Origin of the sequence: Pseudomonas sp. SIMBA_068, from assembly GCF_046534705.1 — a bacterium.
In the GTDB taxonomy this organism is placed as follows: domain Bacteria; phylum Pseudomonadota; class Gammaproteobacteria; order Pseudomonadales; family Pseudomonadaceae; genus Aquipseudomonas; species Aquipseudomonas putida.
Map to the genome: position 1 here is coordinate 123,627 of NZ_JAWRYI010000009.1, position 13,387 is coordinate 137,013.

General features: G+C 55.0%; 6 protein-coding genes and 1 pseudogene. 4 read left to right on the forward strand and 3 right to left on the reverse strand.

Going from position 1 to position 13,387, the window contains the following annotated elements:
• Nucleotides 1-95 precede the first annotated feature (95 nt).
• From SB756_RS20420 to SB756_RS20435, 4 genes are all read left to right on the forward strand, one after another.
• Nucleotides 96-6,722, forward strand: coding sequence for a DUF3320 domain-containing protein (locus SB756_RS20420; RefSeq protein WP_410911609.1), 6,627 nt, complete (start codon nucleotides 96-98; stop codon nucleotides 6,720-6,722).
• A 532-nt stretch (nucleotides 6,723-7,254) separates the two neighbouring features.
• Entirely contained in the window at nucleotides 7,255-8,259 is a 1,005-nt protein-coding gene (locus SB756_RS20425; RefSeq protein ID WP_027609235.1) for a hypothetical protein, read from the forward strand.
• Between the two features lie 266 nt (nucleotides 8,260-8,525).
• Nucleotides 8,526-8,909, forward strand: a complete 384-nt coding sequence (locus tag SB756_RS20430) for a Pycsar system effector family protein (RefSeq protein WP_027609236.1) — start codon at nucleotides 8,526-8,528, stop codon at nucleotides 8,907-8,909.
• Nucleotides 8,897-10,210, forward strand: a complete 1,314-nt coding sequence (locus tag SB756_RS20435) for an adenylate/guanylate cyclase domain-containing protein (RefSeq protein WP_027609237.1) — start codon at nucleotides 8,897-8,899, stop codon at nucleotides 10,208-10,210. The genes SB756_RS20430 and SB756_RS20435 overlap by 13 nt, the downstream gene beginning before the upstream one ends.
• A gap of 478 nt (nucleotides 10,211-10,688) precedes the next feature.
• On the opposite strand, the pseudogene SB756_RS20440 reads toward SB756_RS20435, so the two are convergent.
• From SB756_RS20440 to SB756_RS20450, 3 genes and pseudogenes are all read right to left on the reverse strand, one after another.
• Nucleotides 10,689-11,871 (reverse strand): annotated as a pseudogene (locus tag SB756_RS20440) (Fic family protein).
• Nucleotides 11,872-11,949: 78 nt separating this feature from the next.
• Nucleotides 11,950-12,708 carry an SIR2 family NAD-dependent protein deacylase gene (locus tag SB756_RS20445; RefSeq protein ID WP_410911611.1) on the reverse strand — a complete coding sequence of 253 codons (759 nt, stop codon included), beginning with the start codon at nucleotides 12,706-12,708 and terminating at the stop codon, nucleotides 11,950-11,952.
• A gap of 151 nt (nucleotides 12,709-12,859) precedes the next feature.
• On the reverse strand, nucleotides 12,860-13,321 hold the full coding sequence (locus SB756_RS20450; RefSeq protein WP_176431015.1) for a hypothetical protein: 462 nt from the start codon (nucleotides 13,319-13,321) through the stop codon (nucleotides 12,860-12,862).
• Nucleotides 13,322-13,387: the final 66 nt, after the last annotated feature.

The window sequence follows — 13,387 nt, forward strand, 5'->3', positions numbered from 1 at the left end:
CTGGAAGCGCTATCATCTCGCCATTCGCTCAAGAGGGGCCCTCTGGCCGGCCAATTCCGGCACTCCCTTGGGCATAACGACAAGGAAGGTTGCGCATGGACGACATCGTTCAGCCCCTCACGCACCAAGACGAAACCCCTCCTAAAGAAGTGAAGATCCTGGCCACCTTGGTGGCGAAGCTGAACCTTGCCGACTTCCAGAACGCCATTCCCGTGATTCGCGAGCTTCGCATCTCGAACGAGACAGAAGACCGCTTCGTCAATGCGACCCTGACGTTGACCTCGGAACCTGAAGTGTTCAAGGCCAAGGTCTGGCGGATCGATGAGGTTGCGGCAGACAGCTTCCGAATCATTCCAGGGCTTGATTTGGTGTTGGACGGCCCGTTACTTAGCCGCCTGACCGAAGCAGAGCTATCGACTTTTTCTTTCGTGCTCGAGGCCGATGACAAAGAAGCAGAGGGCGGTAGGAAGGAGATTGCCCGTTTCGAGCAGGTCGTAGACCTGCTGCCCCGAAATCAGTGGGGTGGTTTGCGGCATATTCCGGACATGACGGCCGCCTTCGTCCAGCCGAATGATCCGGCTGTCGAGCGTCTGCTGAAGCAGACAGCTGACTTGCTTCGTCAAAGTGAACTGTCCTCGTCACTGGACGGATATGAGGGTGGCGCCAAACGAGCCTGGCAATTGGCGTCTGCAGTGTGGAGCGCCGTTGCACGGATGAAGCTCGACTATGCATTGCCGCCCGCAAGCTTTGAACAGTCTGGTCAAAAGGTGCGCAGCCCCAGCCAGATTGCCGATACCGGCTTGGCTACCTGTATGGATCTGACCCTGCTGTTCTGCGCCGCCTTGGAGCAAATCGGCCTCAACCCGGTAATCGTATTCACCCGTGGACACGCCTTCGCGGGCCTGTGGATGAAGCCTGAAGAGTTCACCACTGCCCTTGTCGATGATGTGACGGCGGTGCGCAAACGGGTGAAGCTGCGGGAGCTGGTTCTATTCGAAACTACGCTCAGTACGCAGAATCTCGTTCCAACTTTCTCCTACGCGGTGGAGAGAGGTGAAAAACAGATTGCCGAAGACGCGGATAGCGAGTTTGAAATGCTGCTCGACATTCGCCGGGCTCGACTGCAGCGGATCAAGCCGCTTGCGAGTGCTGAGGCTCAGATCGCGCGGATTGCTGATGAGATATCGGACGATGCTCCAGCCCTCCTGGTCGAAGACGGAGCGGGTATTCCAGACGAGAGACACGAGGTGGTCGTCGAAGATCTTTCGAAGCTCGACCCAGCCGATCGTCTTGGTCGTTGGCAGCGTAAGCTCCTGGATCTCTCTCTTCGAAACAACCTCCTGAACTTCAAGACGGGCAAGCGGGCGCTGAAGCTAGAGTCCCCAGACCCGGGTGCTCTTGAGGACGTACTGGCCAGTGGTCAGTCGCTGAAGCTGCTCACCCGTCCAGACCTCATGGATGGTGCTGATCCGCGGGAGCTTGCTCTTTACGAGCAACGTGAACATGAGGATGTTCGTCGCCGGCATGCGGAAGACGCCCTCAAGCGTAGAGAGGTGTTCGTTGCCCTGAAATCTAATGAGATGGATGTGCGACTCACTGAGCTTTACCGCGGGGCTCGTACAGCCTTGCAGGAAGGTGGCTCGAACACACTCTTCCTGGCTATCGGTTTCTTGAGCTGGACGCGTGAAGACAGGGAAGGGCAGAAGTACAAGGCGCCTCTGGTTCTGGTTCCCGTCACGCTGGAGCGCAAGAGCGCTCGATCCGGGTTCACCATGGTGCTCCACGATGATGAGCCACGCTTCAACCCGACGCTGATTGAGATGCTCCGGCAAGACTTCGAGTTGGGATTGGGCTCCCTGGAGCATGAGCTGCCGCGGGACGATTCAGGTCTGGACATCGCCGGCATCTGGAACAAAGTTGGTCACGCTATCAAGGACATTCCTGGCTGGGAGCTGAGCGAGGATGTCGTGCTGTCGATGTTCTCGTTTGCCAAGTACCTCATGTGGAAGGATCTGGCCGAGAACGCCGAGCACCTACGGCAGAGCCCAGTGGTTCAGCACCTCCTGGATACGCCGCGCGATTCGTTCGTTTCGGACACCCCGTTCCCAGATGCGCAGTCGCTGGATCGTGATTACGGCCCGACGGATGTTTTCTGTCCGCTGCCTTCTGACTCGTCTCAACTAGCAGCTGTGATGGCGGCAGCCAAGGGCAAAGACTTCGTGCTCATCGGCCCGCCCGGTACCGGCAAGAGCCAAACGATCTCCAACATGATCGCTCAGTCGATTGCCCAAGGGCGTCGAGTGCTGTTTGTCTCGGAGAAGATCGCGGCGCTGGATGTTGTGTACCGTCGACTACGTGAGATTGGCCTAGGCGAGTTCTGTCTTGAGCTTCACTCGAGCAAGGCTCGAAAGACCGACGTCCTTGCCCAGCTGCAATCTGCCTGGGAAGCCAAGGGGCAAGTGGATTCCGCGGCATGGGAGGTTGAAGCGCAGCGCCTTGCCACGCTACGCGATAGCTTGAATATTTACGTCGAGCGCCTGCACCGGCGCCATCGCAACGGTTACACCATCTACGATGCGATTGGCACGGTCACCTCGGGTGGCGATGAAGCTGTTGCGCCGGTTGGCTGGGCTTCACCTGACACGCACGACCAGAAAGCCATGCTTGAGCTTCGTGAATTGGGCGATCGCCTCGAAGTGAACGCGCATGCCGTGGGGTACAGCCAGCTTACTGGCAATGCGTTGGCCACGATTGGTCAGGCGGAATGGTCACCCCATTGGCAACAACAGCTCGTGCAGGCTGCTCGAGATGTGCTGCCTGCCGTGCTGGATGTGCAGCGTGCTGCTGATCGATTCGTAGAGCTAGCCGGGCTCCCAGCTACGGATTACACCCCGACTGCACTGGAGGGGCTGTCAGTCCTTTCCCAGGCACTCCCTGCGGCTGCAGGACAAGATTGGCGATTCGCATTGCGTCCTGATGCTCGTTCGATTTCCCAGCGGTTGAGCGATGGTTGTGCGTGGGTTGAACAGCATCGAGAGATCAACGCCAAGCTATCCGCTCTCTGGCCCTCGCGAGTTATCGCAGATGCAAAGCAGGGTATCGAGTTACTACAGCAACGTCGTACCACTTTTGGTGAGCTCAGCGCAGCCTGGCCAGAGAGTGTCACCGATGAGCTTGCTCAGGCGGTGGCACTGCTTGGCCAAATAGTAGAGCTCAAGCATCAGCTCAGTGCGACCTATGGCGATGTGATTGAGTCGCTCGACATTGATCTGTTGCTGCGTGAGTGGAAGGAAGCAGAGGAGGCGTTCTGGCCAAAATCCTGGTTCGGAAAGCGTCGTATCGCAGGTTTGTTGGCTCCGTCTCAAACCACTTCGGGTGAAGCCGATCACGGTAAAGATCTGGCTACTTGGGCAGAGATCCGCGCCGTGCGCCGCGCAATTGATGAGCTCGAACCCGGGCACGAGTGCGTTGCCGTTTGGCAAGGTTCAAAGTCTGACGCTGAGCAGATCTCGACGTCGATCAAGCTTCAAGAGGCCATTCGGCTCCAGCAAGCTGACTTGGCCTGGATCGATGAGGGGTTCCAGTTGGTCGAGCAGGGCCAGCTGGGAGACGCATTGAAGGAAGAGCTCCGGCGGCTTCGCACGCTGACTCGTCTTGATAGCGATATGGCCGCGCTGTCCGAACTTGGCTCGAGCACTCAACAGCTGTGGTGCGGTGAGGGCACTAACATTGATCACCTTACCGCAGCACTGCGTTTCCAGTCTGAGCGTCGAGATATCGAAGAGCGCGGTCGCCTCGTTGATGATCACTCCGAAGTAGCAGAGGGCCGTTGTGGATCGTTGCTGAAGGGTGACTTCGATCTGCTGAAACAGCGGGCAACGGTTGAGCGTGATTTGGCCGACTTGGCTGACCTGCGGGAGTTGGTGCCTGTCTGGAGCGAGCTGAAGACCAAGCTGGAGATAGCTCGTCAGGCCGTGGTGTTCCAGGGGAAAATAGCGACTGCTGTCGCGAAGCTCGCGCTGAACCCGGAGCAGATTGCTGCTTACAAGGCGCCTCTGCAAACACTGTTGGGCGATGGCAACGCGCTGCTGGAGTCGGAAGGTGCCATCTCACTTGCTGGCGCTGCCCTGCGTGAAAAGCTTGGGCTGCTGGAGGAGCGTTCATCGCACCTGACGTCGATAGGCCACTTCACCGAATCAGGTACTGATGAGACCGCTCACCTGTCATTGAGTGACCTCAAGAAAAGCTGCGAGACCGTAGTTTCTTCTGAGGCGCGACTCAAGGCTTGGTGTTCCTGGAGAAAGGTGCGCGATGAGGCCTTCGCCGTTGGCCTCTCGCCGATTGTTCAGGCCATGGAAAGCGGAGCGATCACCTCCGGGAAAGTCCGTCGCGCCCTTGAGGTGAATTACGCTCGCTGGTGGCTGAATACCACTGTCGACAACGAGGAGGTCATTCGGACGTTCGTCAGCGTCGAGCACGAACAACGCATTCGCGACTTCCGCGCGCTGGATGACAAGTTTACCGAGCTGACGAAGGACTGGCTCCGGGCGCGGCTGTGCGCTGACCTGCCAAGCCAGGACAGCGTGAGTCGCTCCTCTGAGTGGGGCCTGCTGCGGCATGAAATGGGCAAGAAGACTAAGCACATTCCATTACGGGAGCTCATGACTCGAGCACCCGAGGCGCTGACGAAGCTGACACCTTGCTTGCTGATGAGCCCGCTTTCGATCGCTCAGTACCTACCGCCGGCTTCGACCCCGTTTGACATCGTCATTTTCGACGAGGCCTCTCAGATCCCAGTCTGGGATGCGATTGGTGCGATGGCGCGAGGGAAGCAGGTTGTCATGGTGGGCGACCCGAAACAGCTCCCGCCGACCTCGTTCTTCGACCGTGCTGAGTCTACGGCTGATGATGAGGATGTCGAAGCAGATCTGGAGAGCATCCTGGATGAGTGCATCAGCGCAAACCTACCGATGCGAAACCTGAACTGGCACTACCGTAGCCGCCATGAGAGCTTGATCGCCTTCTCGAACCAGCGTTACTACGGCTCGAAGCTTGTGACCTTCCCATCGCCGTTCACAGCTGACAAGGCTGTGCGATTGTGCCCAGTGGCAGGTGTCTACGACAAGGGCGGCTCACGTACCAACCTGATCGAAGCAAGAGCCCTAGTTGCTGACCTCGTCACTCGCCTTCAGTCGCCGTCTTTCCGTGAGAGCCGTCGTACCGTGGGAGTCGTCACGTTCAACGGTGAGCAGCAGAAGCTCATCATGGACATGCTTGATGAGGCATGCCGGAAGGATCCGTCGCTCGATTCGTATTTCGCTGAGTCTGAGCTCGAGCCTGTGTTCGTGAAGAACCTGGAGAGTGTGCAGGGCGATGAGCGAGACATCATCTACTTCTCGACCACCTACGGGAAAGACGCTGCTGGCGCGATGTCTATGAACTTCGGCCCGATGAACCGTCCAGGTGGCGAACGCCGACTCAACGTTGCAATCACGCGTGCTCGCCAAGAATTGGTGCTGTTCTCGACCCTGCGCCCAGAGCACATTGACCTTGCTCGGACGCAAGCCGTCGGGGTGCGCGACCTGAAACACTTCCTCGAGTTCGCCGAGCGTGGGCCGCAGGCGTTGGCAGAGGCTAACTTTGGCAGCGTAGGTGGATTCGACAGCCCGTTCGAAGAGGCGGTCGCAGCTGCTTTGGCCAAGAAGGGCTGGCAGGTTCATACCCAGATTGGTGTCTCCTCCTTCCGAATAGACTTGGGTGTTGTACACCCTGATGCTCCAGGACGATTCCTCGCCGGCGTCGAATGCGACGGTGCTACCTATCACCGAAGTGCGACTGCGCGTGATCGCGACAAACTGCGGGAATTTGTATTGCGGGGACTTGGCTGGGAGATCGTGCGGATCTGGTCGACCGACTGGTGGGTTGATGCCGTAGGGACTGCAGAAAAGGTTCATCAAAAATTGACGGAGCTACTCGCTGAGTCGAGAGCCAAGCAAGCCGTCATTGATGCTGCGCATGAGGCGGAGCGCCTGAAAGTCGATGCTGCTATGGCTGAAGTCATTGAGGTGGTGGATCAGGTGGCTGTTGTAGCTTCGACTTCAGTTGCCGAAGCCAATGATCCGTCTGGCGCAATGCCAGAGTTGAAGTACGCGAGAGCTGCCGCGGCTCAAGCAGCAGAAGATACCGTGATTCCTTATGTGCCAGTGGAGCACCTGGTTTACAAGGAAGCAGACCCTGCCGAGGCTGTGGAAGCGGTTGATCCAGACCGATTCTTCGAACCGAGCTACACAGCTACCTTGGAGCAGATGATTGCCCATGTGGTAGCAGAAGAGGGGCCTGTGCTCGATATGGCGCTTGCACGGCGTATAGCGCGTGCTCATGGCTGGGTTAGAACGGGCTCGCGCATTCGTGATCGCGTCGATCAAATAGCGCGGGCACGATTCCGATCCCATGAAGAGGAGCAGGCAGGAACATTCTTCTGGCCGACTCATCTCGACTCGGATATGAACGTTGTCTTCCGTAGGCCGGGTGATGACGATGCCATTCGCCCACTCGCTGAAATCTGCTTGCCTGAACTACGTGCCTTGGTAGATGAAATGACCAAGCATGGTCACGTAGGAGAGGGGCTGGTTTACGCGGTGGCCAAGGAAGCCGGGGTCGGTAAGCTTGCCCACGCGGGCCGTCAGCGTATCGAAAAAGCGATAAAGCGGATTGCTGAGTGATACTCGAAAGGGGCGCATTACCAGCGCCCCTTTTCGAGTCAGGGTGTAGCACTGGTGCTTCGAATTGCGCTGCTTCTGTGCATACACCAAGGCTAATTTGTAGAGGCAGAACAAGTCAGCAGCGAGATCGTACGCTGATGACCTGCAAGCCGTCATTTGCCGCGCGGTTTACCAGCATCGCTCCGTTTATCGCGGACTTGACCGTCCTTGTTGCGAGACCGTGGTTGTTCACCACCGCCAGGCTTTGGAACGTTCACGTTGGGGTTGAGAGGGCGACGATCTGTCATACGGAATCTCCTTCATCCAGCAATGTGAGATACAAGAGGTTTGCAGTAAATCGTGAGCCGCGCAGAAAGTCATAAACACATCATGTAGTGTTTTTCTTTCTGCGTGACACAACATAATGCGCTTAGCTGGTGTTCGCAAGCGTTTTGGATCCCTTTGAGTGTCAAAATTTTACGCCCGTCCGACGTGCCGACGATTCGATGGCGTATGCTAATGTGCCATCACGCATTCGGTATGGAGCATCGTGATGGGTTGGAAAGGGACTGTAAGATCGCTGCAGGCATCAGCCAGACGAGCTGAGCGCAACGCTCATCGTCGGCAACGTGAGCTCGAGAAGCGGCAAAAAGAGTTCGATAAGATGGAGGCTCTAGAGCAAGCAGCGTACGAGGTAGAGGTCTATGAAAATCACATCGATCTCCTGCTTTCCATGCACAAAGAATGCGCTGAGCCGGTGCAATGGAAGAAGATCCTCTCAACGCCAGAGCCAAGGCAACCCTTGAAGGCCGGATCGCTCGAGCAAGCCGCACATCATGCATCTGCTACTTATCGCCCTAACTTCTGGGCACGGCTTTTCAAGCTTGAGCGTCGGCAGCGCGAAGCGCTTTTGGTGAGAATCGGCGTTGCCGCTGCCGAAGACGAAAGACTGTTTCAGGCAGAGCTTGATGAATGGAAGACTGCACACGACGACTGGGCTGAGGAGCGTGATATTGCTCTGCGTATCCTCGATGGTGACCGCCAAGCGAAGCTTGATGCTATTGAGGCTTTCGAGTCTTTGGAGGAAATCTCACACCTAGGCTCATCTATCCAGATGATCGTCCATGAGGGCGGAGTTCTGGAAGCGAAGCTGGCCATCCACGGTTCACACGTTATCCCTTCCGAAATCAAGTCTCTACTCAAAAGCGGCAAGCTCTCAACCAAAGCGATGCCAGCTGGACGTTTCAATGAGCTCCATCAGGATTACGTCTGCAGCTGTGCTTTGCGTGTGGGAAGAGAGTTGTTGGCCATCCTCCCGGACGACCTAGTGATCGTGACGGCGATGGATAACGTGCTCAACAGTTCGACAGGGCATATGGAGGATCAACCGATTCTCAGCGTCGCATTCTCTCGGATCGCAGTCGATGGCCTGAACCTTGAGGCAATTGATCCGTCAGACGCGATGAAGAACTTTGTGCACAATATGAACTTTAAGAAGGGTACTGGCTTCTCTGCTGTATGTTCCCTGGACTCCGAAAGGTTTGCCGTAAAAGTATAAATACAGGTAACTCCTATCCAGCCATCGCATGGATTAGAAACCACTAATTCTCAGTATTGATTCAGAAGTATCGACAATTTGAATGGGTGCGATTTGTGACAATTTCAGACGACCAAAAAATACGAATTTCGGGAATGTGGGACACACTAAAGAGACATGATGGCTATATATCTACGGTTAATTTTCGCTGTGGACTCATAGCGTCGTTCTCAGCCGCGGTCTTCGGCGGAGTGCTACTAAAAGCCGATGCAATACTGAAGTCTGGAATGGAAAGCAATTATCTGCTTGCTGGCTTGCTGGTGTTGTTAGCGTTTCTTGCTCTCCTGAGCATATATTGGGTTATAAAGACGATTTGGCCCGATTTGTCAACCAATGCCGGTGGGGCGAATAAGCCATCATTGTTTTTCTTCGGTTCGGTGGCCAAGGAATTCAACGCATTGACATATGCCTCGGAAGCGGCAGGTCGATCCATAGAGGAATTTGAAAAAGATCTGGCGATTCAGGTTCACGAGGTCGCTCAAGTAACTTTAAAAAAATTCCAAGTGGTATCGAAGGCGGCCAATTGCGTCAAATGGTGCTTGTTGGTTATGGGGTTGATCGTTCTAGTTGTTGTCATGGACAGTTTAGGAGTTAAATTATGTCTTCGCTGAAAAGTGTCTACAAATCGTTCGATTCAGTTTTCGAACGGTCAATCCCTAAAAGCACGCCTGTGTTCGATTCTGCCTTTGAGTCGTATGGGGCTAGGTCACCACGAGTATTGAATGAGCGTCAGACAATCCTCGCCAAGTCTAATATTGCTGAGGCGGAGTACGGTATTCAAGAAGCGATTAGAGGTTTATTTGGTAAAAAGAGAACGAATGCGCATAGTATAGGTGGTCATCCTGACTTTGATCATCTGGCGGAGTCTGAATCTACGGAGCGGGGGTTTAATGTTTCGCTGTTCATGGATATCAAAGGCTCGACAAAGCTCGGCCTGATATACAGTCCTGAAGAAGTGTTCTTTATCAAAAATAGCATAATTCGGTGTGCTATAGAAACTATCAGGGCTTTCGATGGTCATGTGCACCGAATTATGGGTGACGCAGTTCTGGCATTCTTCCGCTCAGATGGTGAGTCGGCGCGCAACGCGGCCATTGATGCTCTGAATTGCGGGTGCTATTTAGTGGAGTTTATGCGGCAACATGTTGCGCCGAAGCTTCGAGAGAATGATGTAGATGATGTCGGTATTCGCGTTGGTATTGATTATGGTCAGCATGATGATGTGCTATGGGGCATGTATGGCTATCAAGGCTCGTCAGAGGTGACTGCAACATCATTTTTCGTTGACGTTGCGGCAAAGCTTCAGCAGAGCGCACCTCGAAACAGGGTCATGATAGGCGAATCGATTAGGACGCTACTCGACTTGCATGATGAACTGTTAGAGCCCAAATGGGTAAATAACAAAGAGTCAATTGAGCGATACATTCTTCCCAATTATACTGGTAATGACGGGCGACCAGTAAATTACCGGAAGCATGTTTTAGTGCAGAAAAAGTACTTTGATTTACTGCCGAAGCCAGAGTGGAGCGAATCTCCTATCCAAATATCTGCTTTGCTCAAGCCAAGGGCTGATGTTGTGTATGCAGATCCTGAGCACTATCATGCTTGCTCACGTGCCATTCCAAAAGGTGCGGGCATTGAGTTCAAAGCCAGGTTCGTGATTGCAGGGAATCCGGATAATGTGAGAGTGCGATTCCGAGTTAAAAACCACGGCGAAGAGGCTGGCGCGGATAACACCTATCACGAAGACATTGAGGCGAAATTCAATCGAGAGCGACAGGAGTATTGGGCGGGTTATTGGCGGGATGCTATGTATACAGGACTCCACTACATGTCGGTATCGGTGCTAGTGGACGATAGAACGATAATCCCAGAGCAAGATTTTGGCGTTTATATTGGGATGCCAATATAAGCTTTTTAACAAGAGAGCCTAGTTTATGCCGCAGGCAGGATTCGCTGGTCAAGCGCACGCGACGCTTGGGTGATTCGAGGATTGTTCAGGCATGACAGCCCCCAATATTAAGCTCGCAGTAACATCGCACCTGGATCCAGCCCAATGGTGCGTCGGGCTCGGGGCGGGACGCGGCTCAAGTATTTGGAATTTGGTAGAATAGGTGAAAGGCCACCGCCCGCTAGTTTAGTATATCTAGGGAAAGATTTACTCACCAAGCCATTGAGGGAAACTAATGTCTCATCTAGCCGAGACCAATGGGCGGTCTGAAGCGGGCGAGGGCGACCAGGCGCATGGGAGAGGTGCAGAGTTTGCTGGCACCCCGAAGGGGTACAAATGTACTCCTCCCCAGGTTCAGGGCTATTTGTCGATCATATACACCGCTAACGGCTTGGCTTTGAGTTAGCTACTCGATAACCAAAATGCTCGCGGGAGCAAACTACCAGAGAGAGGGGAACAGAAAATCTATCGAGTGCCGCGAAAGCTTCAGGGATACCGACTGACGGCAGTCCAAAGTGATCAACCCCTCTAAACACATCAGGCTTAGTAGGCTGTGCGTGGTAGCCTCATCGAGACCCAGGCGCGCACGGATATCGGCGCGTTGCTGGTCACCCAGGCAGAGAAGCGTTTTGTAGATATCACGGCACTTAATCTGCAGTTCATGCAGGTGCTCGCCCTTACTGGCTGACAGTACGCGGCGGCTCCGCATCTCAAAATAGCCGTCGATCCGATCATTTAGCCTTTCCGGCTCCAGCAGCTTACTGAAGTACTGCAACTGTTCCAGTGCTGTCTCAGTGAAGAATCTAGTCCAGCGCAGCAAACCGCTATCCGAAAGTTCGCCACGGCCGTCTAATCCGCCTTGGCGCTGAGCATCCGCAGCGCGCAGCATCTCGTAATAGGCGGCGATATTGCGAGCGAACCCACGGCTCATGGACCACAAGCCAGACCCACTCAAGCCAGAAGCCTTGAGGTACTGATCTGTGAATAGGCGGCCCGTACGTCCATTGCCGTCCATGAATGGGTGGATCCACATCAGGCGGTGGTGCGAGGCAGCAGCGGCTAAGAGCCGCGATTGCCCATGGATCCAATCTAGACGGTACACGCGCGCAAAGTCGTTTAGGTGCAACTGCATCTGCTGCGAAGTAGGGGGGATGTGTTGGCCAACGCGGACCTCACATTTGCGAAATTCACCAGGGACCATGCGCGCGGAAATCGCTGGCTCGAATGATTGCATTTCCAGCATCCGTTCAGGCACGCCAACATAGAGTTCGCGATGTAAGCGTGCGATTGTGACCTTCGCACACACGGTGACTTTGTTGATTGGCTCATTGACGAGCCGGCGCTGGGCGTCAATGAGCCGTTTAACCTCTTGCAGGCCTTGGTCGCCTTCGATCTCATGAGGACTATCCTCGGCCCTCAGAATGTCGATCGGTGCGCTTGAGTTCCCCTCGATCTTGTTGCTGTAGTACGAATTTACAAGCTGTACCAGGTTCATCATAGGCACGCGTAATGGGACTGGAATCCCGGTGTGAAGAGCCTCGTCGAGCCTTAATGATCTGAATGATTTGTTCCAGCAGTTCCTCCGTGGCCTTGTCTTGGGTGATGTACGGAGTGAATGCCATTGCCACATTGTCCTTTGCACAGCTAGTTACCAAGGCTTAGAACGTTTCAAAGCTTTCTCTTTGCCGGGTAGTGGAGGGTCATGTCAACGCCAGAGTAATCAGCTGTGGCAGTATTTTCTCAGCAGGGCCTATCAGCATGATCTCGTTCGGCCCATTCATGGATACATCTACGTTATTGACGTGTACGACCACTGCACCAGAAGCTATCGCGATATCTGGTAAGTCAGCAGCAGGCCTTACCACACCGGATGTCCCGATAGAAAGCATGACGTCACACTGTCGTGCTGCTCGGCTGGCGGTTTTCCATGCGCCTGGCGGAAGATCTTCACCAAACCACACCACAGCTGGACGCAAGCGGCCGTTGCATCGTCGGCAGCGGGGCGGTTCTATCAATGCGCCTTCCGCTGGAATGCTCGGAAATTCCAGCGATCCCGCGACGAAGCGATGACAGGTGAAACACTTGGGAAGCGTCAGGCTGCCATGGAGATGAAGCACGTCCTGATTGCCCGCCCGCTCGTGCAGGTCATCAACGTTCTGAGTGACCACAGTGACATTCCGACCGCTGCCAGATAACCGGTGGATCGCCTGATGTGCCGCATTGGGCAGAGCTTGCGTGACCTGCTGGCGCCGCCATAGGTACCAGCCCCAAACCAGCGCCGGATTTTCGCGAAATGCCTTCGCGGTTTCTAAGCGTTGAGGGTCTTGGCGCTCCCACAACCCGGTTAGTCGGTCGCGAAAAGTCGGAATGCCGCTGCCGGCAGAAACGCCAGCGCCGGTAAACACCATGATATGTTGCGCATCCCGCAATGCTTCTGCCGCTTTTGCTAAGGTGTCCATGAGCATTCATCATCGTAACGCGTGGTAGGGAAGGCTGCCAGGAGAGCGGCCGCGGGAGGCATCGGATCAGTGAACAGCCAATTCGATGGCCTTGCGCCGAAAAACCCAAGTGTGGAGGCTTCACCGTTCAACGACGGTGTGCGTTCCTGCATCAAAAGTGCGCGTACAACTGCGGTTCGTCAGCAGACTTAGGTGGAGGGGCCGTGCTGGTGATTCGCGCTTTCAGGTTTCGCGCCGAGTACAACGCGTGTGACCGTTTCCGCAGGCGTAAATCGAGATCCCCTAATTTGTAGGTGGCCACCGCAGTCTCGTAAATCACTGCGCTTTGCGAGGACTCAAGTCCACGGTGAATCACTATCTTACGAAGCTCTTCCAGGCTCCAGTGCGGACGTCCGGTGATGGAAGGAGGGCATAGCATTTGTACCTGCGCGATCTCGACGCCCGTTGCCTGAGACAGGAAGACGTTGAGTTCGTAGGCATCTTCAACCACAGCTGCTCGCTCGCTCTCACCGTTGAAAAGCGGCCGCAAGGTTACCCAAAAGCACATCCCTTCAATTTCACAATAGGAACCCGTACGGACAGTACGGGTGTGAGATTCGGACAAATAGATCAAAACGGGCTCCACTGAGCGCTGCATACCCCTAGGCGACCAGTCACCAGGGCTGGAAAGCTCAAATTA

Bases quoted from the DNA above. Each gene is read 5' to 3' on its own strand.
- SB756_RS20425 (WP_027609235.1), top strand. From the start codon at position 7,255: ATGGGTTGGAAAGGGACTGTAAGATCGCTGCAGGCATCAGCCAGACGA.
- SB756_RS20435 (WP_027609237.1), top strand. From the start codon at position 8,897: ATGTCTTCGCTGAAAAGTGTCTACAAATCGTTCGATTCAGTTTTCGAA.
- SB756_RS20445 (WP_410911611.1), bottom strand. From the start codon at position 12,708: ATGGACACCTTAGCAAAAGCGGCAGAAGCATTGCGGGATGCGCAACAT.
- SB756_RS20420 (WP_410911609.1), top strand. From the start codon at position 96: ATGGACGACATCGTTCAGCCCCTCACGCACCAAGACGAAACCCCTCCT.
- SB756_RS20430 (WP_027609236.1), top strand. From the start codon at position 8,526: ATGGAAAGCAATTATCTGCTTGCTGGCTTGCTGGTGTTGTTAGCGTTT.